At 68.8% G+C, this 23,372-nt stretch carries 23 protein-coding genes; 10 read left to right on the top strand and 13 right to left on the bottom strand.

The annotated features are described in order from the left end of the window. Positions 1-593, bottom strand: a 593-nt coding sequence (locus tag CXY76_RS00355; protein WP_233199488.1) for a general stress protein, incomplete at its 3' end; no start/stop codon positions are given. 180 nt (positions 594-773) lie between these two features. Here CXY76_RS00355 and CXY76_RS00350 point away from each other — a divergent pair. From CXY76_RS00350 to CXY76_RS00335, 4 genes are read left to right on the top strand one after another with little or no spacing between them, the layout of a single operon-like run. Next, complete coding sequence (locus CXY76_RS00350) at positions 774-2,105, top strand: magnesium transporter MgtE N-terminal domain-containing protein (RefSeq protein WP_104162296.1); 1,332 nt, start codon at positions 774-776, stop codon at positions 2,103-2,105. Further along, the gene (locus CXY76_RS00345; RefSeq protein WP_104162295.1) at positions 2,092-2,733 is read left to right on the top strand and encodes a DUF1003 domain-containing protein; all 642 of its coding nucleotides are present in this window, start codon (positions 2,092-2,094) and stop codon (positions 2,731-2,733) included. The genes CXY76_RS00350 and CXY76_RS00345 overlap by 14 nt, the downstream gene beginning before the upstream one ends. Continuing rightward, on the top strand, positions 2,726-3,895 hold the full coding sequence (locus CXY76_RS00340) for a P-loop NTPase (protein ID WP_233199487.1): 1,170 nt from the start codon (positions 2,726-2,728) through the stop codon (positions 3,893-3,895). The genes CXY76_RS00345 and CXY76_RS00340 overlap by 8 nt, the downstream gene beginning before the upstream one ends. 44 nt (positions 3,896-3,939) lie before the next feature. After that, the gene (locus CXY76_RS00335; RefSeq protein ID WP_199190148.1) at positions 3,940-5,505 is read left to right on the top strand and encodes a succinic semialdehyde dehydrogenase; all 1,566 of its coding nucleotides are present in this window, start codon (positions 3,940-3,942) and stop codon (positions 5,503-5,505) included. Positions 5,506-5,523: 18 nt separating this feature from the next. On the opposite strand, the gene CXY76_RS00330 is transcribed toward CXY76_RS00335, so the two are convergent. Together CXY76_RS00330 and CXY76_RS00325 are read right to left on the bottom strand one after the other, a co-directional pair. Continuing rightward, positions 5,524-6,147: a hypothetical protein gene (locus CXY76_RS00330; RefSeq protein ID WP_146073324.1), complete on the bottom strand. Its 624-nt coding sequence runs from the start codon at positions 6,145-6,147 to the stop codon at positions 5,524-5,526. A gap of 133 nt (positions 6,148-6,280) precedes the next feature. Next, the gene (locus tag CXY76_RS00325) at positions 6,281-6,664 is read right to left on the bottom strand and encodes a twin-arginine translocase TatA/TatE family subunit (protein WP_104162292.1); all 384 of its coding nucleotides are present in this window, start codon (positions 6,662-6,664) and stop codon (positions 6,281-6,283) included. 88 nt (positions 6,665-6,752) lie between these two features. On the opposite strand from CXY76_RS00325, the gene CXY76_RS00320 reads away from it, so the two are divergent. Beyond that, entirely contained in the window at positions 6,753-7,385 is a 633-nt protein-coding gene (locus CXY76_RS00320; RefSeq protein WP_088455626.1) for an O-methyltransferase, read from the top strand. Between the two features lie 75 nt (positions 7,386-7,460). Here the strand turns inward: CXY76_RS00320 and CXY76_RS00315 are convergent, their stop codons facing one another. From CXY76_RS00315 to dapE, 3 genes are all read right to left on the bottom strand, one after another. After that, positions 7,461-7,637, bottom strand: coding sequence for a DUF3117 domain-containing protein (locus CXY76_RS00315; protein WP_088457918.1), 177 nt, complete (start codon positions 7,635-7,637; stop codon positions 7,461-7,463). A gap of 62 nt (positions 7,638-7,699) precedes the next feature. Continuing rightward, positions 7,700-8,938 carry a hypothetical protein gene (locus CXY76_RS00310; RefSeq protein ID WP_199190147.1) on the bottom strand — a complete coding sequence of 413 codons (1,239 nt, stop codon included), beginning with the start codon at positions 8,936-8,938 and terminating at the stop codon, positions 7,700-7,702. Between the two features lie 5 nt (positions 8,939-8,943). Continuing rightward, positions 8,944-10,056 (bottom strand): succinyl-diaminopimelate desuccinylase, encoded by a 1,113-nt coding sequence (gene dapE / locus CXY76_RS00305; protein ID WP_104162291.1) that lies wholly within the window; start codon positions 10,054-10,056, stop codon positions 8,944-8,946. Between the two features lie 31 nt (positions 10,057-10,087). Here dapE and dapD point away from each other — a divergent pair, with 31 nt between their 5' ends. Then, positions 10,088-11,071 carry a 2,3,4,5-tetrahydropyridine-2,6-dicarboxylate N-succinyltransferase gene (gene dapD, locus CXY76_RS00300; RefSeq protein WP_104162290.1) on the top strand — a complete coding sequence of 328 codons (984 nt, stop codon included), beginning with the start codon at positions 10,088-10,090 and terminating at the stop codon, positions 11,069-11,071. Between the two features lie 69 nt (positions 11,072-11,140). On the opposite strand, the gene CXY76_RS00295 is transcribed toward dapD, so the two are convergent. Continuing rightward, complete coding sequence (locus CXY76_RS00295) at positions 11,141-12,436, bottom strand: citrate synthase (RefSeq protein WP_199190149.1); 1,296 nt, start codon at positions 12,434-12,436, stop codon at positions 11,141-11,143. A gap of 260 nt (positions 12,437-12,696) precedes the next feature. Here CXY76_RS00295 and CXY76_RS00290 point away from each other — a divergent pair, with 260 nt between their 5' ends. Further along, positions 12,697-13,539 carry a hypothetical protein gene (locus CXY76_RS00290; RefSeq protein ID WP_104162289.1) on the top strand — a complete coding sequence of 281 codons (843 nt, stop codon included), beginning with the start codon at positions 12,697-12,699 and terminating at the stop codon, positions 13,537-13,539. A 3-nt stretch (positions 13,540-13,542) separates the two neighbouring features. On the opposite strand, the gene CXY76_RS00285 is transcribed toward CXY76_RS00290, so the two are convergent. The 4 genes from CXY76_RS00285 to CXY76_RS00270 are packed head-to-tail and all read right to left on the bottom strand — an operon-like array spanning position 13,543 to position 16,438. Beyond that, positions 13,543-13,917: a hypothetical protein gene (locus CXY76_RS00285; RefSeq protein WP_104162288.1), complete on the bottom strand. Its 375-nt coding sequence runs from the start codon at positions 13,915-13,917 to the stop codon at positions 13,543-13,545. A gap of 55 nt (positions 13,918-13,972) precedes the next feature. Further along, complete coding sequence (gene dapC / locus CXY76_RS00280; RefSeq protein WP_104162287.1) at positions 13,973-15,085, bottom strand: succinyldiaminopimelate transaminase; 1,113 nt, start codon at positions 15,083-15,085, stop codon at positions 13,973-13,975. A 3-nt stretch (positions 15,086-15,088) separates the two neighbouring features. Continuing rightward, on the bottom strand, positions 15,089-15,412 hold the full coding sequence (fdxA, locus tag CXY76_RS00275) for a ferredoxin (RefSeq protein WP_066594116.1): 324 nt from the start codon (positions 15,410-15,412) through the stop codon (positions 15,089-15,091). A gap of 36 nt (positions 15,413-15,448) precedes the next feature. Further along, complete coding sequence (locus tag CXY76_RS00270; RefSeq protein WP_146073323.1) at positions 15,449-16,438, bottom strand: PIG-L deacetylase family protein; 990 nt, start codon at positions 16,436-16,438, stop codon at positions 15,449-15,451. Between the two features lie 185 nt (positions 16,439-16,623). Here CXY76_RS00270 and efeU point away from each other — a divergent pair, with 185 nt between their 5' ends. Genes efeU through efeB form a run of 3 tightly spaced genes read left to right on the top strand, consistent with a single transcriptional unit; the run spans position 16,624 to position 20,029 of the window. Further along, positions 16,624-17,481, top strand: a complete 858-nt coding sequence (gene efeU, locus CXY76_RS00265; protein ID WP_104162285.1) for an iron uptake transporter permease EfeU — start codon at positions 16,624-16,626, stop codon at positions 17,479-17,481. Positions 17,482-17,520: 39 nt separating this feature from the next. Beyond that, positions 17,521-18,684, top strand: a complete 1,164-nt coding sequence (gene efeO, locus CXY76_RS00260; RefSeq protein ID WP_104162284.1) for an iron uptake system protein EfeO — start codon at positions 17,521-17,523, stop codon at positions 18,682-18,684. Position 18,685: 1 nt separating this feature from the next. After that, positions 18,686-20,029: an iron uptake transporter deferrochelatase/peroxidase subunit gene (efeB, locus tag CXY76_RS00255; protein ID WP_104162283.1), complete on the top strand. Its 1,344-nt coding sequence runs from the start codon at positions 18,686-18,688 to the stop codon at positions 20,027-20,029. 124 nt (positions 20,030-20,153) lie between these two features. Here the strand turns inward: efeB and CXY76_RS00250 are convergent, their stop codons facing one another. Both CXY76_RS00250 and typA read right to left on the bottom strand, forming a co-directional pair. Next, entirely contained in the window at positions 20,154-20,612 is a 459-nt protein-coding gene (locus CXY76_RS00250; protein ID WP_146073322.1) for a hypothetical protein, read from the bottom strand. Between the two features lie 114 nt (positions 20,613-20,726). Further along, on the bottom strand, positions 20,727-22,637 hold the full coding sequence (gene typA / locus CXY76_RS00245; protein ID WP_104162281.1) for a translational GTPase TypA: 1,911 nt from the start codon (positions 22,635-22,637) through the stop codon (positions 20,727-20,729). Between the last annotated feature and the right edge of the window lie 735 nt (positions 22,638-23,372).

Here is a 23,372-nt window from a genome sequence, read left to right as displayed (position 1 = left end):
GTCGGCTGGTCGCCTGCGGGGTCACGCGGCGCCTCAACCGGCGGCTGCGGCGCGGACCGCGGCGGGTCGGACGGGTGCGCGGCAGCAGCGCCGGCGGGCTCCGCGCGGCCGGCCAGCAGGTTGCGGGCCTTGTGCAGCAGCTCCACGTTCACGATCACCTGGTAGTTGCCGGCGATCACCTGCATGGTCGAGGTGAAGTCCTTGCGCCGACGGTTCACGGCGTAGCTGACCAGGCCGAACAGCATGCCGAAACCGGCACCCATCAGCACGGCGGCGAACACGAACGGCAGGCCGGCCGCGTCCGGGGAGAAGATGAAGAACAGCAGCCCGAAGAACACTCCGAGCCAGGCCCCGGATGCCGAGCCGGCCAGCGCCACCCGGCCCCAGGTGAGCTTGCCGGTGACACGCTCAACGGTCTTGAGGTCGTTGCCCAGAATCGAGAGCTCCTTCACGGGGAAGTCGGCCTTGGCGAGCACGTCTACGGCCAGTTGGGCCTCGTTGTAGGTCTCGTACGTCGCCACGACCTCACCCTTGGGCAGAACGGGATACAGGGCGGCGGCGGCACGACCGCCGAATGGGCTCTGATTGGTCATGCAGCCATTCTTTCACGCCCACCGGGAATCCCCGCTGGGGTTGCTGTGCATCGGTTGGGAAATTGGTTCGATGACCAGCCAAACGGCTGCGCCGCCCGGGCGGGCGGGCACCGAACCGGAGGTTCGGCCCGACACACCCGGCACGGCGGTCACGCAGCCCGCACAAGCTAAGTTATAGGTGTGGCAAACACCAGAGTCTTCGTCGCCCGGCTGGCCGGGTGCAACGTCTTCGACCCCGCGGGCGACCGCGTGGGCAAGGTTCGCGATGTGCTCGTGGTCTACCGAAAAGACGACCCGCCCCGCGTGGTTGGCCTGATCGTCGAGATTCCCGGCAAGCGCCGCGTGTTCGTCTCCATCGGCCGGGTCACCAGTATCGGCAGCGGCCAGATCATCACCACCGGGCTGATCAACGTGCGCCGTTTCGAGCAGCGCGGCGGCGAAGTGCGCGTGATCGCCGAGATGCTCGGCCGCCGGGTCGCCTTCAACGACGGTTCAGGCGAAGCCTCCATCGAGGACGTGGCCATCGAGGAGTCCGCCCAGGGCGACTGGGCCATCAGCCAGCTCTTCGTGCGCCGTCCCAAGACCAGTTCGTCGCCGTTCACCAAGGGTGCGACGGCGTTCGCGAACTGGGCCGAGGTCTACGAGAAGGTCACCGCCGGCGAGTCGCAGTCCGCCGAGCAGCTCATCGCCACCTACTCCGATATGAAGCCCGCCGACCTGGCGAACACCCTGCTCGACCTGCCGCGCCAGCGCATGTTCGAGGTGGCAGAGGAACTGCCGGACGGCCGCCTGGCGGACGTGCTCGAGGAGATGCCCGAAAGCGAGCAGGTGGGCATCCTCACCCGGCTCGGCGACTCGCGCGCCGCCGAGGTGCTCGACCACATGCAGCCCGACGACGCGGCCGACCTCATCGCGCAGCTGCCCGAGGAGCGCGGCGAGCACCTGCTCGACCTGATGGAGCCCGAAGAAGCCGACGACGTTCGGTTCCTGCTCTCCTACGCCCCCGACACCGCCGGCGGCCTGATGACCACCGAGCCGATCATCGTCTCCGCCGACGCCACCGTCGCCGAGGGCCTGGCGCTCATCCGCCGGCACGACCTCGCACCGGCGCTCGGCGCGGCGATCTGCGTCACCCTGCCGCCCTACGAACCGCCCACCGGTCGTTTCCTGGGCATGGTGCACTTCCAGCGGATGCTGCGCTACCCGCCGCACGAGCGTCTCGGCACCCTGCTCGACCTGGGTCTAGAGCCCGTCACCGCGGACACCTCGGCGGCCGAAGTCAGCCGCATCCTCGCCAGCTACGACCTGGTCTCCGTTCCCGTGGTCGACGAAAACCACCGACTCGTCGGGGTGGTGACGATTGATGACGTGCTCGACTACCTACTGCCGGACGACTGGCGTAGTCACGACGACGGCGACGAGGTACGCAAACGTGCCACGGCGAGAACCCAGCTGGTGACCGGAAGCATCCCGCTGCCGGGAGTACGGAGGCACGGAAATGGCACGCGCTAACAAGAGCGAACTACGCCTCGACACCCCCAAGGGCCTGCGCACCAGCAACCTCGTCGGGCGCAAGCGCAATGGCCGCAGCAACGACAGGTTCGGCAGGTTCACCGAGGCGATCGCCCGCGGCATGGGCACGCCCTGGTTCCTGATCGGGCTGTCCGCCCTCGTGGTCTTCTGGGTCGGCTGGAACACGCTGTCGCCCGAGAGCCTCCGGTTCGACTCCATCGAGCTGGGCTTCATCGCGCTCACCCTGGTGCTGTCGCTGCAGGCGTCCTATGCGGCGCCGCTGATCCTGCTCGCCCAGAATCGGCAGGACGACCGGGACAGGGTGCAGTTCGAGCAGGACCGTCAGCGCGCCGAACGCAACCTGGCCGACACCGAATACCTCGCCCGCGAGGTTGTGGCGCTGCGCCTGGGCATGAAGGACCTCGCCTCGAAGGACTTCCTGCGCGCCGAGCTGCGCGCGCTGCTCGACAACCTCGACCAGCGCGACGAACAGGAGCGCCGCGAACGCGAGGCCGCCAGGGACCGGGACAGCCGGGAACTGGAGAGCCGGGAACGTGAGGCCAGTCCCCGCGATGTCCGGGGCACCGCCGAGCGCACCGCCCCGCACGAGGTTCACCCGTTTGACTGACGACCGCTCGGCCACCGACCGGGTGCATGCCGCTCTCACCCGCGTCATCGACCCCGAGATCCGCAAACCCATCACCGAACTCGACATGGTCTCCGGCGTCACGATCGACGCCGACGGCGGCGCCACGGTGAACATCCGCCTCACCATCGCCGGCTGTCCCGCGGCGAACCGTATCGAAACGGATGTTCGCGAAGCCGCCGAGTCCGTCGTCGGCGCGGGCCTGGCCAGGGTGGTGGTCTCGGTGATGACCCCCGAGCAGCGCCGGGCCATGACCGAGAAGCTGCGCGGCGGTCAGGGTGCCCGCAGCCTGCAGTTCTCCCCCGACTCGCTCACCCAGATCTACGCCATCACCAGCGGCAAGGGCGGGGTGGGCAAATCCACCGTCACCGCCAACCTCGCCGTAGCCCTCGCCGCGCGAGGCCTGCGGGTGGGCATCGTCGACGCCGACGTGTACGGCTTCTCGATCCCCGGCCTGCTCGGCCTGGTCACCCCGCCGGCGACCCCCGGCGGCCAGAGCGGCATGGTCAAGCCCACCCAGGTGGGTGACATGATCCTGCCGCCCATCGGTTTCGAGGTGAAGGTCATCTCGATCGGCATGTTCGTCGACGACACCTCGGTGGCCGTCGCCTGGCGCGGGCCGATGCTGCACCGCACCATCACCCAGTTCCTCACGGAGGTGTACTTCGGTGACCTCGACATCCTGTTGCTCGACCTGCCGCCGGGCACCGGTGACATCGCCATCTCGGTGGGCCAGCTGTTGCCGCACGCCGAGGTCATCGTGGTCACCACTCCGCAACCGGCCGCGTCCGACATCTCCGAGCGCAGCGGCGCCGTCGCCAGGCAGACCGGCCAGAAAATCTACGGTGTGATCGAGAACATGTCGGGGCTGATGCAGCCGGACGGCACCCTGCTGGAGATCTTCGGCGCCGGCGGCGGCGCCGACGTGGCCGCCCGGCTCTCGGCGGGCCAGGACTCACCGGTTCCCCTGCTCGGCCAGGTGCCCCTCAGCGTGGCCCTCCGCACCGGCGGCGACACCGGACTGCCCGTGGTGCTCGGTGACCCCGCCGACCCGGCCGCCGTGGCCATCCAGGCCATCGCCGCCACCCTGGCCACCAGGGGCCGCGGCCTGGCCGGGCTGAGCCTGGGCATCAGCCCGCGCTGAGCGCACCCGGCGGCTTGTCGGCAAGCCTGTCTAAACTGACCAGCATGACCGCGCCAACGCTGACCGCAACCGCCCCGGAAATCCCGTTCACCGCCGAACTGGCCCGCGACATCTGCTCGACCACGGGTGCGACCGTGAGCGTGATCGGCCCGTTCACCGGCGCAGTGCTGCACGCCCTGCCGGTGAGCAGCACCGTCGATGTGGCGGATGCCTACGCCCGCGCCCGACTGGCCCAGATCGGCTGGGCCCGAGCCGGTTTCGCGCACCGCCGGGCGGTGCTCCTGCGCGCCCACGACCTGCTGCTCGCCCGCCGCGAGAGGATCCTGGACACCCTGCAGACCGAGACCGGCAAGACCCGCGGGCACGCGTTCGAGGAGGTCTTCCAGGCCGCCGGCGTCACCCGGTACAACGCCCTGGCCGCCCGCCGGGTGCTGGGCGGGCAAGCGCGCCGTTCCGGCCTGCCCGTCATGGTCACCACCCGGGTGCGGTACCGGCCCAAGGGTGTCGCCGGGGTCATCACGCCGTGGAACTTTCCGCTGAGCCTGGCAGCGATGGACGTGGTGCCCGCGCTGGCCGCCGGCTGCGGTGTCGTGCAGAAGGCCGACAACCAGGGGGCGTTGAGCATCCTGCTGCTGCGCCGCGCGTTCATCGACGCCGGTGTGCCCTCCGACCTGTGGGCCGTGGTGACCGGCGACGGCGCAGAGATCGGCGGGGCCGTCACCGCAGGGGCGGACTACGTCTGCTTCACCGGCTCGACCGCCACCGGGCTCCGCGTGGGCACCCAGGCGGCGGGCACCCTCACCGGGGCGTCGCTCGAGCTGGGCGGCAAGAACCCGATGATCGTGCTCGACGATGTCGACCCGCACCGCGCCGCCGCCCAGGCCGCGTACGCCTGTTTCTCCTCGATGGGTCAGCTGTGTGTGTCGATCGAGCGCATCTACGTGCAGCGCGGGGTGTCCGAGCAGTTCTTGCGCGAGTTCGTCACCGTCACCCGGGCCCTGATCATGGGCTCCGGCCTCGACTACACGGCGGATGTGGGCTCGCTCGCGTCCCAGGCGCAACTGGACCGGGTCACCGAGCACGTCGCCGACGCTCTCGCCCACGGCGCCACGGTGCAGGCCGGCGGGCGGGCCCGGCCCGACCTGGGCCCGTACTTCTTCGAACCGACCATCCTCACCGGGGTCACGCCCGGCATGCTCTGCTACGCCGGCGAGACCTTCGGCCCGGTGGTGGCGGTCTCGGTCGTCGACTCGGAGCAGGAGGGCATCCTCGCCGCCAACGACAGCAACTACGGGCTCAACGCCTCGGTGCTCAGCGGCTCCGCCCGGCGTGGTCTGCGGGTCGCCGAGGCGCTGGAGGCCGGCAGTGTGAACGTCAACGAGGGCTACCGCGGGTCGTTCTCCGCCGTCGACGCCCCGATGGGCGGGGTGAAGGACTCCGGCCTGGGCCGGCGCAACGGACCGGAGGGCCTGTTGCGCTTCGTGAACCCGGTCACCATCGCCCGGGCCACGGGTGTGCTCACCCTGCCCGTCACCGGAGTGCAGTTCGCGCGCCTGGTGACCCCGATGCTCCTGTTGGCGCGCACCCTCAAGGCGGCGAGTCGGCGTTAGCAGTTCGCTTACGGGCAGTTAGTTGTTGCCGTCGTTGCCGGTGACGTGCACCGCATAGCCCCAGCAGCCGGCATCCGCCCAGTGGTAGTAGTCGCCAACGCCGGTGTCACCGTCCAGGGCCAGCGTGAACCCGGCCTGCAATCCGGGTTCGACGTCTCCGAGCGAGGTCATGTCGACGCCCGCGAATTCGCCGTCGATGGTGTGCCTGATGGCGTGCCAGTCGAAACCGGCCTCGGCCATGCACTGGGTGATCAATCCGTAGAAGTGCTCGTACTCAGCGGGGGTATCGGGAATGGCATCGGGGTTGGGCGTGCGCACCTCGACGACGTTGCCGTCGCCCTCGGTGCCGTCGGTGTGCGTCGTGGCGTCCGCCCCGACGACCTCGTCGGGGGCATCCGTCCCGGCGCTGTCCGCCGGCGCGGCAGCGGCCGGTGTGGCTACGACCGGCGCGGGAACCGTGGACGGTGTGGCCGATGGTGTGGCCCTGGCGGTCGGAGCCGGGGACGACGACGATGCCACTGCCAGCACGTTCGTCGCGGGCCGCGAATCCTGCCCGGCGGCGTAGGCCGTGGCACCCACCGACAGCACCGCGACCCCCGCGACGATTCCCGCCACCATGAGACGGCTACGTGTGTTGCGCATGATGCGACCTTCCCCCGGGGTCTTTCAGCGCTACGGCGCCGCCCCATTCTCTGGCAAGGCTACGCCCGGTCCACGCCGGAGAACGCTCCACGGTTCCCCCCTTCCGGGGCGACCGCGCGCGGCAACTCGGCGGTTAGGTGGCCTCGGAGTCGAACGGCGCGGGCCCGGTCAGGGCGCCCTCACGGGCACGCTTTCGCTGCAGGTAGGCGCCGTCAGGGTTCGGGCCGGTGCGGCCGACCACGGCGGACTGGCCCTTCATCGGCTCGTCCTCGATGAGGGCTTCACGGATGATCCGGCGCGGGTCATACTGCCTGGGGTCGAGTTTCTTCCAGTCGACGTCGTCGAACTCCGGACCCATCTCGTCTTTCATTCGGTCCTTGGCGCCGTTGGCCATGTCGCGAAGCTGGCGAACCAGCCGGCCGAGTTGGGCCGCATAGTGCGGCAACTTCTCGGGTCCGAGCAGGAAGACGGCGATGATCCCGATGAGCAGGAGCTTCTCGAACGTCAGACCGAACATGCCCTCAGAATATCCCCCCGGCGAGGCATCCCCGAACCACGGGCCGCGCAGCCGTAGTCTTGACCTAATCATCTACTGGAGTTGCGGAATGTCTGACAAAGATCTGAATTGGAAATTCGCCGACGACTCGGTGGTGGAGAGCGACGCCCTGGCACGCGCCCGGCAGCAGTCCCTCGAGCTCGGCATCGACGCCATCGCCCCCTCGGTGGGCGCGCAGTCGGCCGTCATCGCCGCGGCAACCGGAGCCCGCAGCATCCTGGAGGTCGGCACCGGCGCCGGCGTGTCCGGCATCTGGCTGCTCACCGGTGCTCCCGGCGCCACCCTCACCTCGATCGACATCGAGGTCGATCACCTGCAGCACGCCAAGGCCAACTTCCACGAGGCGGGCATCCCCACCAACCGGGTACGCCTGATCACCGGTCGCGCAGCCGAGGTGCTGCCGCGCATGAACGAGAACTCCTACGACATCGTCTTCGTGGATGCCGACCCGCAGTCGGTCATCGAGTACGTCGAGCACGGCCTGCGCCTGGCCCGGCCGGGCGGTACGGTTCTGGTGGCGCACGCGCTCTGGCGCGGCCGGGTCGCTGACCCTGTGCAGCGCGACGACGTCGCCACGGGCTTCCGCACCCTGCTCAACGAGATCGCCTCGTCCAAGGCCGTGATCAGCGCGCTCTCCCCCGTCGGCGACGGCCTGCTCCAGATCACGAAGCTGCGCGCCTAGCCGCAACCGGATACAGCAATCGGCTGTGCGGAGAACCGCACAGCCGATCAGCTGAAAACCTGTCTTACAGAATTACTACACGGCCGGGGCAACTACGCCGGCGAGCGCATCGTGAAGCTCCTTGGCTTCTGCGTCGTTCACAGAGACGACGAGCCGACCCCCACCTTCGAGCGGTACACGCACGATGATCAGGCGCCCCTCCTTTACAGCCTCCATTGGTCCGTCTCCGGTCCGTGGCTTCATGGCCGCCATGAACTCCCCTTCCATTCGTAGTCTGTACTCCTATTATCGACCATTCGGCCGTCAGACAGTAATTAGGGCGGTGTCCAATCCGCTCCGTCCACGCCCCAACAGAGCAAAAGCCAGCCCCACTGGGCGCAGATCAACGCCAGTGTGACCACAACGCGGTACACGGCGTTTCGCGGCCGGGCGAGCGCGCCGAGCAGCGGGAACATCGGCATCAGCAACCTGAACACACTCGATTGCGGAAAGAACACCGCCAGCAGGTAGAGCGCGTACGAGGCCACCCAGAGCCGCAGGTCCACACCGAGGCCCTTCACCGCCGGTGAGAACATCACCAGCGTGAAGGCGGCGATCAGCGCGAGCACGGCGATGATGCCCAGCGGTTGACCGAGCCACCACACCCCGCTCTGGAACCAGGCCGCGAACGGCACCAGCTCCTGGTAGCCGATGTACGCCGACCGCCAGGCCAGTTCGGTGTCGGTGTACGCGGTGATCGATCCCGTCACCAGCCAGGCGATCCCCGGCCAGGCCAGGCCCATCACCCCGCTGAACACGGCCACGGATGACGCGGTGACCGCTTCGCGCACCGGGAACGGGTCACGCACGCGGGTGTACCAGCGGTAGCCCACGTGTAGGGCCAGGAATAGGGCGAACGCCAGCCCGCTGGGCCGGGTCAAGGCCATCACCGCGATCACGGGCACCAGCACCAGGTAGCGCCGCTCCAGCACGAGCAGCAGGGCCAGGGTGAGCAGCAGCAGATGCATCGACTCGGCGTAGCCGAACTGCAGCAGCGGTGACAGCGGGGCGACGCAGAACAGCACCACCGAGAACAGCGCCGTCGACTGCGGCTGCACCCGCCGCATGAGCCTGTAGAACAGCAACGCGGTGCCGAGGCTGCAGGCCACCGACACGAACACCGCCGCCGGCGCCCAGGGGGCTCCGGTGAGCACCGTGATCAGGCGCACCAGCACGGGGTAACCCGGCATGAAGGCCCAGGCATTCTCGCCGACGTGGCCGTCTGCGGTGACCGGAAGCACCGTCGGGTAGCCGCCGACTCCGACGATGTTGTACCAGAGGCCGTCCCACATGGTGGCGAACGCCGCATAGCCGGGCCGGGCCGTCGTCCAGGCGTTCTGGCCCTGCACGTTCGCCAGCACCAGCACCAGGGAGGTGGTGACCACCCGGGAGGCCAGCCAGATCGCGAGGACCTTCAGCCACCAGGGCACCAGCCGGTACCGGGCCCGCCACCGGGCCGGCAGGGCGCCGGTGAGACCTCGGCGGGCGGGCCGGGCCGGTGAGCGGGACGGCATCACGGTCAGCCGATGGGCGCGGTCAGCCAGGCGCGCAGGGCGTCCTCGCAGTCGGTGATCTGGGTCAGGGCCACCCGCTCGTCGTCGGCGTGGGCCTTGAGCGGGTCGCCGGGGCCGTAGTTCACGGCCGGGATGCCCAGGGCCGAGAACCTGGCGACGTCGGTCCAGCCGTACTTGGGGCGCGGTTCCGCGCCGACGGCCTCGAGGAACTTCAGCGCGAGCGGGGCGTCCAGGCCGGGGCGGGCGCCCTCGGCGAGGTCGACCACGGTGATGTCGAAGCCGGCGAACAGGTCCTCCAGGTGGGCCACGGCTTCCGCGGCCGTGCGGCTGGGCGCGAATCGGTAGTTCACGTGCACCATGCACTCGTCGGGGATGACGTTGCCGGCGATGCCGCCGCTGATCCCCACGGCGTTCAGGCCCTCACGGTAGACCAGGCCCTCCACCTCCACCTCACGCGGCGTGTAGCCGGCGAGGATGTCCAGGATCGGGGCGGCCTTGTGGATGGCGTTCTCGCCCACCCAGGCGCGGGCGGAGTGCGCCCGCTTGCCGAAGGTGCGCACCTCGATGCGCACGTTGCCGTTGCAGCCGCCCTCGACCTGGCTGTTGCTCGGTTCGCCGAGGATCGCGAAGTCGCCCTCGAACAGGTCGGGGCGGTTCGACGCCAGCCGGCCGAGGCCGTTGAGATCGGCGTTGACTTCTTCGTGGTCGTACCACATCCAGGTCACGTCGACGCTGGTGTCGGCGAGCTCGGCGGCGAGCTTGAGCTGCACGGCCACGCCGGCCTTCATGTCCACGGTGCCGCGACCCCAGAGATAGTCGACGTCATCAAGGGTCTCAAACCGGGTGGGCAGGTTGTCGTTCAGCGGCACGGTGTCGATGTGCCCGGCGATCACCACGCGTTGGGCACGGCCCAGGTTGGTGCGGGCCACGATGGTGTCACCGTCGCGGATCACTTCCAGGTGCGCGAGGCCGGTCAGGGCGGCCTCGATCGCGTCGGCGAGTGGGGTCTCATTGCCAGACACCGACTCCACATCGCAGAGGGCGCGGGTCAGCTCGATCGACGAAACGGTCAGGTCGAGGGCGGGAACGGACGGGTCTGCGGCGAGGTCTGAGGGCACTGTACCAATCTACGGCTACTAATCTAGAGCCATGGTCACCGCCCCTCCCCCCGCAGAACAGTCAGCCACCGCAACTCACGCCTGGGGGTACGGCCTGGCCACGATCGCCGGTGACGGCACCGTGCTGGACACCTGGTTCCCGGCGCCGAAGCTGGGCGCGCTGCCCGCCGACCGCGACAGGTGGATCGTGCCCACCGAGCTGGAAGAGGCCGCCGGGCCCGACGCCCGACGCAATGTGCGCCTCGAAGCCGTCACCGTGGAGATCGACCTGCAGGCGCCCCCCGCGAGCACCTCGGATGCCTACCTGCGCCTGCACCTGCTCTCCCACCTGCTGGTCAAGCCCAACACGCTGAACCTCGACGGCATCTTCGGCCACCTGCCCAACGTGGTCTGGACCAACGCCGGCCCGGTGCTGCCCGCCGACTTCGATCGCCTCCGGCCGTCTCTGCAGCGCCACGGCATCGCCGCCACCGGCCTGGACAAGTTCCCGCCTCTGCTCAACTACGTCTCCCCGGAGCGGGTGCGCATCGCCGACGCCTCCAGGGTGCGCCTGGGCGCCTACCTCTCCCCCGGCACCACCGTCATGCACGAGGGCTTCGTGAACTTCAACGCCGGCACCCTGGGCGTCTCGATGGTCGAGGGCCGGGTGTCACAGGGTGTCGTGGTCGGTGACGGCGCCGACATCGGCGGCGGCGCATCCATCATGGGCACGCTCTCCGGCGGCGGTACCCAGCGGGTCACCATCGGCGAGCGGGCGCTGCTCGGCGCCAACTCCGGCATCGGCATCTCGATCGGCGACGACTCCGTGGTGGAGGCGGGCCTGTACGTCACCGCCGGCACCAAGGTGGTGCTGCTGGATGCCGCGCGCACGGCCGACGGCGCCCCGCGCACGGCGAAGGCCAAGGACCTCTCCGGCGTGCCGAACCTGCTCTTCCGCCGCAACTCCCTCACCGGAGCGGTCGAGGTGCTCCCCCGCACGGCCGGCATCGTCCTGAACGCCGCCCTGCACGCATAAACCACCCCGAACTGTGAGAAAAGCCCCTTCCCGGAGTCCGGGAAGGGGCTTTTCTCACAGCTCGCGAGCCTAGGAGACTGGGTAGTCGCGGGCGACCGACCCCGTGTACAGCTGCTGCGGGCGGCCGATCTTGGTGGTCGTGTCCAGGTTCATCTCGCGCCAGTGCGCGATCCAGCCGGGCAGCCGGCCGATCGCGAAAAGCACCGTGAACATGCGCGGCGGGAAGCCCATCGCCTTGTAGATCACGCCGGTGTAGAAGTCCACGTTCGGGTAGAGCTTGCGCTCCTTGAAGTAGTCGTCGTTCAGCGCGATGAACTCGAGCTCCTTGGCGATGTCGAGAAGGTCGTCCTTCACGCCCAGGGCTTCGAGCACGGCGTCGGCGCTCTCCTTGACCAGCTTGGCGCGCGGGTCGTAGTTCTTGTAGACCCGGTGGCCGAAGCCCATCAGGCGCACGCCGGCTTCCTTGTTCTTGACACGCTCGACGTACTTCTGCACGCCCTCGCCCGAAGCCTTGATCTCGTGGAGCATGGTCAGCACGGCCTCGTTGGCGCCGCCGTGCAGCGGACCGGAGAGGGCGTTGATGCCGCCGGAGACCGACGCGAACAGGTTGGCCTCGGTGGAACCGACCAGGCGCACGGCCGAGGTGGACGCGTTCTGCTCGTGGTCTTCGTGCAGCATCAGCAGGCGTTCGAGCGCCTTGCTCACGACGGGGTTCACCACATACGGCTCGGCGAGGGTGCCGAAGTTGAGCTTGATGAAGTTGTCCACGAAGCTCAGCGAGTTGTCCGGGTACAGGAACGCGTGGCCGATGCTCTTCTTGTGCGCGTAGGCGGCCATCACCGGCAGCTTCGCGAGCAGCCGGATCATCGACAGCTCGACCTGTTCGGGATCCTTGGGGTCCAGGGAGTCCTGATAGTAGGTCGACAACGCAGAGACGCCGGCCGAGAGCACCGACATCGGGTGCGCGTTGTGCGGCAGAGCGTCGTAGAACCGGCGCAGGTCTTCGTGCAGCAGGGTGTGACGACGGATGCGGGTGTCGAATTCGCTCAGTTCGCTTGCGCTGGGCAGTTCGCCGTAGATCAGCAGCCAGGCGGTTTCCAGAAAGCTGGAGTTCTGCGCGATCTGTTCGATCGGGTAGCCGCGGTAACGCAGGATCCCGTGCTCACCGTCGATGTACGTGATGGCTGACTTCGTTGCCGCCGTGTTCACGAATCCGGAGTCGAACGTGGTGTAGCCGGTCTGCTTGGTCAGCGTCGCAATGTCGATGCTGGACGGGCCGTCGGTGCTACCCAGGATCGGGAACTGCGCCGTGCCCCCCGGGTAGGTCAGAGTGGCCACCTGCGGACCCGGTACGGGCCGATCGATGAACTGCGGCTCATTGGATGGTGTTCGCTGCGCGACGTCGCTCACGGCGCCTCCCTGGATTTCAAAGCCTTACGGCTGTTGGTCTGTGGTGGTCCGCCGCAGCACGCTCGTGGTGCTTGGCAACGATAACCCGCCTACAGCCTATTCCGCCGAGGGGCATACTGTTGCATCCGCCAAGATCGGCCAGAGTCCATTGGCCCTAGGCCACAGCCGATTTCGCGCTGTAAACCCGCTCAGCGGGGATCCGCTAGCGTGGCTGCATGAAGCGACACCTGCGCTGGCTGATTCCATTGCTCCTGATCCCGGTGTCGTTCTACGGCGGCATGTACTCCGCAGCAGCGATCCAGGACACACCGGGCGCCACCGACAACCTGGGGCTATCGCTTGCGGCACTGGCGCTCTTCGCCGTCGGGCTCCTGGGCCCGATCGCGGCCGCCATCGTGACCATCGTCGCGGGCGTGCGCACCTTTCGGCAGTGGCGTCGCTCGAGAGGTCACTTCAGCTCATCGGAACGTGCGGTGCGGGCGGTCCGCCACCAACAGGAACAGTCATCCGAGGCAGCCTGGGCTCAGGCACAAGCGCTCCGCGCCTCTCTGATCATCAGAGAAATCCCGCCGGCGATCCGGGTCTGGGAGGTGGTGCCCAACGTCGGTGAGGTCATGTTCTTCGACGTCTCGGCCGATTACGCGCGGTATTACGGCCGCGACGTCAGCTACTCACAGACGAGCGGGTTCTTCTTCGGGCACCCCGCTTTCGTGATCGCGGGGCTCGCCGCCACGGGTATCGGCAATGCCAACCGTCGTAATGCCGCCATCACCGCGTCCCAGGCCACCTGGCGTGAGCGGCAGCCCGCCAGGGTCATCGTCACCAACCAGCGCCTCGTCTGCCACGCCGGCGGCCACTGGCTGTCGTTCCCCTATTCGAGCATGACGGCCATCTACCCCGAGGTCGACCGCTGGACCTTGATCTGCGAGTTCGGCGACACCGCAGAGCCGCTCCTGCTGGCCGGGCCGCACTCGGCGTTGATCAGCGTCATGACGGTGCTGCTCACCCACGGGGCTGATGCCGTCTCCGAGCATCCCAGCCTCCAACGGCTGGGCTGACGCTCAGCGCTGGTCGAGGGTCCGGCCGAAGTGGTAGGCCTCGTCGAGCACGTCGCTCCACGCGCCCACCCCGGCCTCGGCCGGAAGCCGCACCCACTCGCGCATGGTGCGCCGCCCCATCACAACGGGCCGGCCGGTGTGCTGGGACACCAGCTCGCGCACCCGCGATTCCGGGACCTTGGCGACGAGGTCGCCGTTGCGGCCGATGAACGCGAAGACCTTTCCCTGCACCTTCACACCGTCGCCGTTGAAGATCTTCCCCCGCGTCACCGGCGGATGCACGGGAAGCTCGGACACGAGCGCGTACAGCGCCCCGACGCTCACGCCGTAGGTGTCCTGCGGAGCGCTGTCGTCGACCGGATTCGCGGTGTCAGCCATGGCCCCAGCCTAGGCAGGCCGCCGCTCGTGTCCAGCCCCAGGCTCGGCCGCCAGGTCAGGCCGTGGCGAACGCCCGCAGCCGGGCGGCGGCGGCGGCGATGCGCTCGTCGGCGGCGGTGAGCGAGAACCGCACGTGCCGGGGGTAGAAGTCGCCGTAGAACGGGCCGGGGCCGGCCAGGATACCGAGCTCGGCGAGCTGCCGGATCGAGTCCCAGGCATCCACGCCGGCTGTCGCCCAGAGGTACAGGCCGGCCTCGCTGTCATCGATGCGGAAACCCGCGGCGACCAGCGCCGGCAGCAGCACCTCACGGCGGGCGCGGTAGCGTTCGCGCTGCAGCCCCACGTGCTCGTCGTCGCCCAGCGCGGCGACCATGGCGGCCTGCAGCGGGGCGGGCAGCATCAGTCCGGCATGCTTGCGCACGGTGAGCAGGCGGCCCAGCACGCTGGAGCTGCCGGCGGCGAACGCACCGCGGTAGCCGGCCATGTTGGACTGCTTGCTCAGCGAGTAGATCGCCACGATGTTGTCCATGTCGCCGTCGGTGACGCGGGGGTCGAGGATGCTCGGAATCGGCTCGGCATCCCACGGGGCGGCCCAGCCGAGTTCGGCGTAACACTCGTCGTTGACGATCACGGCGCCGAGCTCGCGGGCGCGGGCCACGGCGGCGCGCAGCGCCTCGACGGGCAGCACCCGCCCGTCGGGGTTACCCGGACTGTTCAGCCAGACCAGCCGCGTCGTCTCCGGCCACTCGGCGGGATCATCGGAGGGGAACGCATCCGCCCCTGCCATGGCCGCACCGATCGCGTAGGTGGGGTACGCGGCGCGCGGGTGCACGATGGTGTCGCCCTCGCCGATGCCGATCATGAACGGCAGCAGCGCCACCAGCTCCTTCGAGCCGATGGTGGGCAGCACGTTCTCCTGGGCCAGCCCGGTCACTCCGCGGCGGCGGGCGTACCAGTCGATGATGGCGTGCTGCAGCGCCGGGGTGCCGGTGGTCTGCGGGTAGGCGTGCGCATCCGTCGCGGCGGCCAGGGCGGCCTGCACGACGGGCGGGGTGGGGTCGACGGGAGACCCGATGGAGAGATCGACGATGCCGTCGGCGTGGGCCCTGGCCTGCCGCGCAAACGGCAGCATCTGGTCCCACGGGTAGTCGGGAAGCGGCTTGAGCACCGGCTAGTGCTGAACCTGGGGCGGGAGCACCGAGATCACCGGGTGGTCCTTGGCGATGACGCCGACCTTGGCGGCTCCGCCGGGCGAGCCGATGTCGTCGAAGAACTCGACGTTGGCCTTGTAGTAGTCGGCCCACTGTTCGGGCAGGTCGTCTTCGTAGTAGATGGCCTCGACCGGGCAGACCGGTTCGCAGGCTCCACAGTCGACACACTCGTCGGGGTGGATATAGAGGGAGCGTTCGCCCTCGTAGATGCAGTCGACGGGGCATTCGTCGACGCAGGCGCGATCCTTGACGTCCACGCAGGGCAAGGCGATCACATACGTCACAGTGGCAGGATTCCCTTCACGAACAGAGTAGTCAGTCTACGCCGTCGGCCGCCGCGCGGGAATTCGGGGCCACGCGATGACGAGGGCGGCGAACAGCGCCGGCACCATCGACCACACCGTGCCGAGCACTCCGGCGGGCACCAGCACCGAGCCGCCGGTACTGCGCAGCGACAGCAGGAACACCGTGGCGACCAGGCCGATCGCCGCGGCGAGGACGACGAGCCTGTCGTGCACGACCAGGCGCAACCCGAGCAGCAGGGTGCCGCTGGCCAGAAGCGCCAGGATCAGGCCGAGGGGAATCGTCAGGGAGCCCAGCTCGAAGGTGGTCTGGTGCGCCACGGTACCGAGAACGGCGAAGAGGGCACCGGCGCCCAGTGCCATCAGGGCAGCCAGCAGCCGGGACCCGACCGTGGGCGCCTCGGGCTCGGCAGGCTGCACGGGGCCGCTGCCGCGGGCATACGTCTCGCTGCCGGTGACGAGAGCCTCGCTGCCGTCGTCCAGACGCACCACCCGGCCGTCCAGCCGCCACCGGCCGGGGTACGCGGCCAGGGCCGCCAGCTTGCGGTCGAGGGTCTCGCTGACGTCGATCGCGGTGAGCCGCACGCCTGGATCGGCCGAGACCCGGCTGCTGAGGAAGACCGGCACACCCTGCTGGCCGGCAGCGTCGACGGCGGCCTGGCGCAGGGCCGGGTCGGCGGCGGCGGACACGACGGCGGTGGCCTGCGCCAGGGCGAAGGCGTCGACCAGCGCCGCACGACGCTCGGCACCCTCCGGCTCCCCGGCCAACACCCGCCAATGCGTCGGGTCGGTCTCGCCGAGGGCCGTACGGGCGGCGGCCACATCCGCTGCGCCGGCGGATGCCGGTGCGGATCCGTCGCGCTCGTCCGGCGTCGCCGACCCGAACAGCACGGTGACCTCGGCGCCGTCATCCAGGAGCCGGGCAATGGTGCCGCCGGTGTGCAGCGATTCATCGCCGGGTGCGTCGAGCACGAAGACCACCCGTTCGCCGTTCCCGGACATAAGCATGGGTGACTCCTGAGGTGCGTGGACGAGCGCGGGTGGACGAGCGTGGGTGACAATACGTGCTGCGGAACCGGGCCGCTGACAAATCTTAGCTGGACACATCCGGCGTTCCTACGTAGAGTAAATGGGTAAGGTAAGCCTTACCAATTGTTGTTCCATCACCCCACCCTCAACAACCGGGAAGCACTGTGCTCGCAAACTACCTGATCGGCCTGCGCGAAGGACTCGAAGCGGCGCTGATCGTGACGATCCTGATCGCCTACGTGGTCAAGATCGGCCGCCGCGACGTACTCCCCCGCATCTGGGCCGGCGTCGGCCTGGCCGTGCTTCTCGCTCTCCTGCTGGGTGCCATCCTCACCTTCGGCACCTACGGTCTGAGCTTCGCCGCGCAGGAAACCATCGGCGGGCTGCTCTCCATCATCGCGACGGGCCTGGTGACCTGGATGGTGTTCTGGATGCTGCGCACGGCCCGCGACCTCAAGGGGCACCTGCACGGCAGCATCGACAAACACCTCGCCGGCACCGGCATGGGCCTGGTCCTCGTCGCGTTCCTCGCCGTCGGCCGCGAGGGCATCGAAACGGCTCTGTTCATCTGGGCCGCGGTGCAGGCCACCGGCGAAACCACGCTCCCGCTGGTCGGCGCCAGCCTGGGCATCCTCACCGCGGTCGGCCTGGGCGCTCTGATCTACGCCGGCATGCTCAAGATCAACCTGAGCCGGTTCTTCACCTGGACCGGCGCCATCCTCATCATCGTCGCCGCCGGCGTGCTCTCCTACGGGGTGCACGACCTGCAGGAGGCGGGCATCCTCCCCGGCCTCAACACGCTCGCGTTCAACGTCTCCGCCGTGATCCCCCCGGACAGCTGGTACGGCACCCTGCTCAAGGGCACCCTCAACTTCTCGCCGGCCACCACCTGGCTGGAGATGTTCGCCTGGATCGCCTACACGGTGCCCACACTGACGCTCTTCGTCCTGAAGAGCCGCCAGGCCAAGCCGACGCCGTCCGCCGTACTGCCTCAGACCGCGCCAGCGGTCGTCGCCCGCTAAGCCCCCACGCCCCGCACCGCCTCCGTTCTAAGGACCCCCATGCGAGCCCGCCTCCTCCCCCTCGTCGCCGCCTCAGCCGTCGGCCTGTTGGCCCTCACCGGCTGCGTCGCCAACGCCACCGACTCCGCCGCGGCCGGCATCACCGTCGACAGCAGCGCGGACGCCTGCGACGTGTCGGCCGCCGAGGCGCCCTCCGGCAACCTCAGCTTCACCGTCACCAACTCCGGCGACCAGGTCACCGAGTTCTACCTGCTCGCCGAAGACGGCCTGCGCATCGTCGGCGAGGCCGAGAACATCGGCCCGGGCCTCAGCCGCGACCTGGTCGTGCAGCTCAAGCCCGGTCACTACGTGACCACCTGCAAGCCGGGGATGACCGGCGCGGGAATCGACCAGAGGGCATTCACCGTCACCGACTCCGGCGACGACATCAAAGTGGATGCCGACCTGGACGCCAGCATCGAGGTAGCCAACACCAACTACGCCGCGTACGTGCGCGACCAGGTCGCCCAGCTCCTCACCGGCACCCAGGCCTTCGCCGACGCCTACCTCGCCGGCGACGACGACACCGCCCGCGCCCTGTACGCCCCCACCCGGGCGCACTGGGAGCGCGTGGAGACCGTGGCGGAGTCGTTCGGCGACCTCGACCCGCAGCTGGACCTGCGTGAGGCCGACCTCGAGGAGGGCCAGGACTGGACCGGCTGGCACGCGATCGAGAAGGACCTCTGGCCCGCCGAGGCCGAGGCCGGCTTCGCCGCCTACACGCCTGAGCAGCGCCAGAACCTGGCCGGCCTGCTCGTCGCCGACACCGAAACGCTGAACGAGAAGGTGCAGGACCTGGACTTCACCCTGTCCCAGCAGACCAACGGCGCGATCGGCCTGCTCGACGAGGTCGCCACCGGCAAGGTCACCGGCGAGGAGGAATTCTGGTCGCACACCGACCTGTGGGACTTCCAGGCCAACATCGACGGCGCCAAGGTGCTCTACGCCGGGGTGCGCGACATCCTGCTCGAGGAAGACGCCGACCTGGCCGCCGACCTCGACACAGAGTTCGCCGCGCTTCAGGAGCTGCTCGACGCCCAGCGTGTTGGCGAGGACTTCACCCTGTACACCGACCTCACGCCCGCCGAGATCAAGGCCTTCGCCGACCAGGTGAACGCCCTCGGCGAGCCGCTGAACCAGCTGACCGCTACGCTCGTTCTCTGACATGACCGACTCCACAGGCTCCGATTCACCAGGCTCCGATTCACCCGGCTCCGGCTCCCCCACCGCCGACAGCCCCGACGCACCCCGCGGCCTGTCCAGGCGGGGGCTGTTCGGCCTGGCGGGAGCCGGCGTGGCGGGCCTCGGGTTGGGGATCGCCGGCGACAGGGCCGCGCTGGCCGTCGCGGCGTCCGCCGCGCAGAGCACCGCGGGCACCGTGTACCCGTTCTATCAGGAGCACCAGGCCGGCATCGTCACGCCGGCCCAGGACCGGCTGCATTTTGCCGCGTTCGACGTAGCCGACGGCACCACCCGTGCCGACCTCATCGAGCTGCTGCAGGACTGGAGCGTCGCGGCCGCCGCGATGACCGCGGGCCGTGATGTCGGCGACTACGGTTCCGTCAGCGGACCGTACGACGCCCCGCCGGAGGACACCGGCGAGGCCCACGGTCTACCGCCGGCCGGCCTGACCATCACGTTCGGGTTCGGGCCCACCCTCTTCCAGACAGAGGCCGGCGTCGATCGCTTCGGCCTGGCCGCCCGCCGGCCGGCCGAGCTGGTCGACGTGCCGCACTTCCCCGGCGACATGCTCGAGGAGACCAGAAGCGGCGGCGACCTCTGCATCCAGGCCTGCGCCGACGACCCCCAGGTGGCCGTGCACGCCATCCGCAACCTGTCCCGCATCGCGTTCGGCCGGGCGGCGATCCGCTGGTCCCAACTCGGCTTCGGCCGCACCTCGTCCACGAGCACCAGCCAGGCCACCCCGCGCAACCTCTTCGGGTTCAAGGACGGCACCGCCAACATCAAGGCCGAGGAGCCGGCCGCGGTGACCGAGCACCTCTGGGTGGGGGCCTCAGACGGGCCGGCGTGGCTGGCGGGCGGGTCCTATCTTGTGGCGCGGCGCATCCGGATGACCATCGAGACCTGGGACCGCACCAGCCTGCGCGAGCAGGAGACCGTGATCGGCCGCAATAAGGGCGAGGGTGCGCCGTTATCCGGCGGCACCGAATTCACCGAACCCGATTTCACCCTCGCCGGGCGTGCCGACCAGCCGCTGATCGACACCGCCGCGCATGTGCGGCTGGCGCATCCCACCCAGAACGACGGCATCCGGATGCTGCGCCGCGGCTACAACTTCGTGGACGGCAACGACGCGCTCGGCCGGCTCGACGCCGGATTGTTCTTCATCAGCTTCCAGCGCACCCCCGCCAGCTTCACGGCCGTGCAGCTGAACCTGGCCCGCCACGACGCCCTCAACGAGTACATCCGTCACGTCGGCTCCGCCCTCTTCGCCGTGCCGCCCGGGGCCGCCAAGGGTTCCTACGTGGGCGCGTCCCTCTTCGCCTAGCTCCTCCGCCGGTCGAGCCTGCCCGTTGGTCGAGCCTGTCGACGCCGTGCTGAGCCTGTCGAAGTAGACCTCGCACATCGCGACACCAGGTCTCGACAAGCTCGACCGACGATGGGTCGCGTTCTTACGCCGGAGCGACCGTGTACAGCACGCCGTCGGGGGTGCCTGCGAGGGTGACGATGTAGGTGTCGCTCTTCATGGCCACCACCCCCACGTCGCCCACATTGGCCGAAGCGCTGGTGTCGGGCACGAAGCCGGCGTCCACGAGCTTCTGCTTCGCGTCGGTCAGCGGGTCGGCCGCGCCGGAGGCGACGGTGACGACCCAGCCCTGGTCGCCGTTGGTGGTGTTGCCGGCGCCGAACTTGATCTCCCCGTCGATCACAGGAATCTCCGCGGGCCAGCCGTCGGGCAGCGCCCCGCCCAGGCTCACGTCGCCGTCGGTGGCTCCCTGCACGGCGCCGTTCACGGCATCCTGCACCTGCGCGTCGGAGCAGCCCGCCAGGGCCGGCGCTACGGCCAGCACCGCAGCCAGGGCCAGGCCCATCCGCAGCGGCGACGTCTTCGTCTTCAATCCAGTGGTCATGGGGTCCTCACGTTGCGGGGCCCCCGCGACAAACGGGAGCGACTGACAAAAAACCGCAGGCACCCCGCGCCGGAAAACCGGAACAGGATGCCTGCGGTCAGCTAAAGCTGCGAACTAGTTCGCGTCCTGCTTCTTCAGACGCGACACGTTGCGCTGACGAGCGGATGCGGCGAGCTCCACCTTGCGGATACGAACCACGGCGGGGGTGACCTCGACGCACTCGTCTTCGCGGGCGAATTCCAGGCACTGCTCGAGGGTGAGCTGCTTGGACGGCGTCATCGACTCGAAGGTGTCTGACGTGGACTGACGCATGTTGGTCAGTTTCTTTTCCTTGGTGATGTTGACGTCCATGTCATCGCCGCGCGAGTTCTCGCCGATGACCATGCCCTCGTAGACCTCTTCGGTCGGGTTGACGAAGAACTGCATGCGCTCCTGCAGGGCGATGATGGCGAACGGCGTGACAACACCGGCGCGGTCGGCCACGATCGAGCCGTTGGTGCGGGTGTTGATGGTGCCGGCCCAGGCCTCGTAGCCGTGGAAGATCGCGTTGGCGATACCGGTACCGCGGGTGTCCGTGAGGAACTCCGTGCGGAAGCCGATCAGGCCGCGCGACGGAACGATGAATTCCATGCGGACCCAGCCGGTGCCGTGGTTCGCCATGTTCTCCATGCGACCCTTACGGGCGGCGAGGAGCTGCGTGATCGCGCCGAGGTACTCTTCGGGCGAGTCGATGGTGAGGTGCTCGTACGGCTCGTGGATCTTGCCGTCGACGCGCTTGACGACTACCTGCGGCTTGCCGACGGTGAGCTCGAAGCCCTCACGACGCATCTGCTCGACCAGGATGGCGAGAGCGAGCTCGCCACGGCCCTGGACTTCCCAGGCGTCCGGACGGCCGATGTCGAGAACACGGAGCGAGACGTTACCGACGAGCTCCTTGTCGAGACGATCCTTGACCATGCGGGCGGTGAGCTTGTGGCCCTTGACCTTGCCGATGAGCGGCGAGGTGTTGGTGCCGATGGTCATCGAGATGGCGGGGTCGTCGACCGTGATGGTCGGCAGCGGACGCGGGTCCTCGGGGTCGGCGAGGGTCTCACCGATGGTGATGTCGGCGAAACCGGCTACGGCGACGATGTCACCGGGGCCGGCGCTCTCGGCCGGGTAGCGGTCGAGGGCCTTGGTGATCATGAGCTCGGTCACACGCACGTTGGTGATGGAACCGTCGTGCTTGATCCAAGCGACCGTCTGGCCCTTCTTGATCGTGCCCTGGAAGATGCGCAGCAGCGCGAGGCGACCGAGGAACGGCGAGGAGTCAAGGTTGGTGACCCAGGCCTGCAGCGGGTGCTCGTCGTCGTAGACGGGAGCGGGGATGTGCTCGAGGATCGCTTCGAAGAGCGGCTCGAGGTCATCGTTGTCGGGCAGCGAGCCGTTCTCCGGCTTGGTGAGGCTGGCGGCGCCGGCACGGCCGGACGCGTAAACGACCGGCACGTTCAGGACCAGGTCGAGGTCCAGGTCGGGCACGTCGTCGGCCATGTCGGACGCGAGGCCGAGGAGCAGGTCCTGGCTCTCTTCGACGACCTCATCGATACGGGCGTCGGGACGGTCGGTCTTGTTGACCAGGAGGATCACCGGCAGGTGCGCCTCAAGTGCCTTGCGCAGCACGAAGCGGGTCTGCGGCAGCGGGCCCTCGGAAGCGTCGACGAGGAGCACGACACCGTCGACCATGGACAGGCCGCGCTCGACCTCTCCACCGAAGTCGGCGTGGCCGGGGGTGTCGATGACGTTGATGGTGATGGGGCCATCCTTGGCGTGGATGCCCTTGTACGAGATCGCCGTGTTCTTGGCGAGGATGGTGATGCCCTTTTCGCGCTCGAGCTCGTTCGAGTCCATCGCACGCTCTTCGGTGTGCGAGTGCTCGGCGAACGAGTTCGTCTGCTGCAGCATCGCGTCGACCAGCGTCGTCTTGCCGTGGTCAACGTGGGCAACGATTGCAACATTCCGGAGGTTATTGCGGGTAGCAATCGCCATAAAAATAGATCCTTACGAAGAATGGATGCCGCGTGAAATCGCGTGCGGCGCAGAGTGGATGAGTGGGATCACTATGGACCCAAGGGTCTATCCTACCGTATTCGGCCCGCCTCGCGTCGGGCGGTGCCCAGCACCCCTATATACAGTGCGCTAACAGCCCATGAACCGGTCCCCCAAACCCCGGCCCCGTCTGCACAACGCACCGCCTTCGCTGGTCGAGCTTGTCGAGACCCCGCAAGCCGACGATAGGACCGGGGGTAGCGCCCGAGAGGCAAGGTCGCCAGGTCTCGACGAGCTCGACCAACGAAATGGGAGCGAACCGTAGCAACCCGCGGGCCGACCTGGACAACGCCCCCCTTCCGCTGGTCGAGCCTGTCGAGACCCCGCAAGCCGACGATAGGACCGGGGGTAGCGCCCGAGAGGCAAGGTCGCCAGGTCTCGACGAGCTCGACCAACGAAATGGGAGCGAACCGTAGCAACCCGCGGGCCGACCTGGACAACGCCCCCCTTCCGCTGGTCGAGCCTGTCGAGACCCCGCAAGCCGACGATAGGACCGGGGGTAGCGCCCGAGAGGCAAGGTCGCCAGGTCTCGACGAGCTCGACCAACGAAATGGGAGCGAACCGCAGCAACCCGCGGGCCGACCTGGACAACGCCCCCCTCCGCTGGTCGAGCCTGTCGAGACCCCGCAAGCCGACGATAGGACCGGGGGTAGCGCCCGAGAGGCAAGGTCGCCA

The organism is Cryobacterium sp. N22, from assembly GCF_002929555.1.
In the GTDB taxonomy this organism is placed as follows: Bacteria; Actinomycetota; Actinomycetes; order Actinomycetales; family Microbacteriaceae; genus Cryobacterium.
The sequence above is the reverse complement of the archived record's forward strand: the minus strand, read 5'-3'. Positions and strand labels throughout refer to the sequence as shown.

What these genes read in the sequence shown, in the direction of transcription:
- CXY76_RS00345 (WP_104162295.1), top strand. Translation starts at nt 2,092, where the DNA reads ATGGCACGCGCTAACAAGAGCGAACTACGCCTCGACACCCCCAAGGGC.
- CXY76_RS00335 (WP_199190148.1), top strand. Translation starts at nt 3,940, where the DNA reads ATGACCGCGCCAACGCTGACCGCAACCGCCCCGGAAATCCCGTTCACC.
- CXY76_RS00330 (WP_146073324.1), bottom strand. Translation starts at nt 6,147, where the DNA reads ATGCGCAACACACGTAGCCGTCTCATGGTGGCGGGAATCGTCGCGGGG.
- CXY76_RS00325 (WP_104162292.1), bottom strand. Translation starts at nt 6,664, where the DNA reads ATGTTCGGTCTGACGTTCGAGAAGCTCCTGCTCATCGGGATCATCGCC.
- CXY76_RS00320 (WP_088455626.1), top strand. Translation starts at nt 6,753, where the DNA reads ATGTCTGACAAAGATCTGAATTGGAAATTCGCCGACGACTCGGTGGTG.
- CXY76_RS00315 (WP_088457918.1), bottom strand. Translation starts at nt 7,637, where the DNA reads ATGGCGGCCATGAAGCCACGGACCGGAGACGGACCAATGGAGGCTGTA.
- CXY76_RS00310 (WP_199190147.1), bottom strand. Translation starts at nt 8,938, where the DNA reads ATGCCGTCCCGCTCACCGGCCCGGCCCGCCCGCCGAGGTCTCACCGGC.
- dapD (WP_104162290.1), top strand. Translation starts at nt 10,088, where the DNA reads ATGGTCACCGCCCCTCCCCCCGCAGAACAGTCAGCCACCGCAACTCAC.
- CXY76_RS00290 (WP_104162289.1), top strand. Translation starts at nt 12,697, where the DNA reads ATGAAGCGACACCTGCGCTGGCTGATTCCATTGCTCCTGATCCCGGTG.
- CXY76_RS00285 (WP_104162288.1), bottom strand. Translation starts at nt 13,917, where the DNA reads ATGGCTGACACCGCGAATCCGGTCGACGACAGCGCTCCGCAGGACACC.
- CXY76_RS00270 (WP_146073323.1), bottom strand. Translation starts at nt 16,438, where the DNA reads ATGCTTATGTCCGGGAACGGCGAACGGGTGGTCTTCGTGCTCGACGCA.
- efeO (WP_104162284.1), top strand. Translation starts at nt 17,521, where the DNA reads ATGCGAGCCCGCCTCCTCCCCCTCGTCGCCGCCTCAGCCGTCGGCCTG.
- efeB (WP_104162283.1), top strand. Translation starts at nt 18,686, where the DNA reads ATGACCGACTCCACAGGCTCCGATTCACCAGGCTCCGATTCACCCGGC.
- CXY76_RS00250 (WP_146073322.1), bottom strand. Translation starts at nt 20,612, where the DNA reads ATGACCACTGGATTGAAGACGAAGACGTCGCCGCTGCGGATGGGCCTG.
- typA (WP_104162281.1), bottom strand. Translation starts at nt 22,637, where the DNA reads ATGGCGATTGCTACCCGCAATAACCTCCGGAATGTTGCAATCGTTGCC.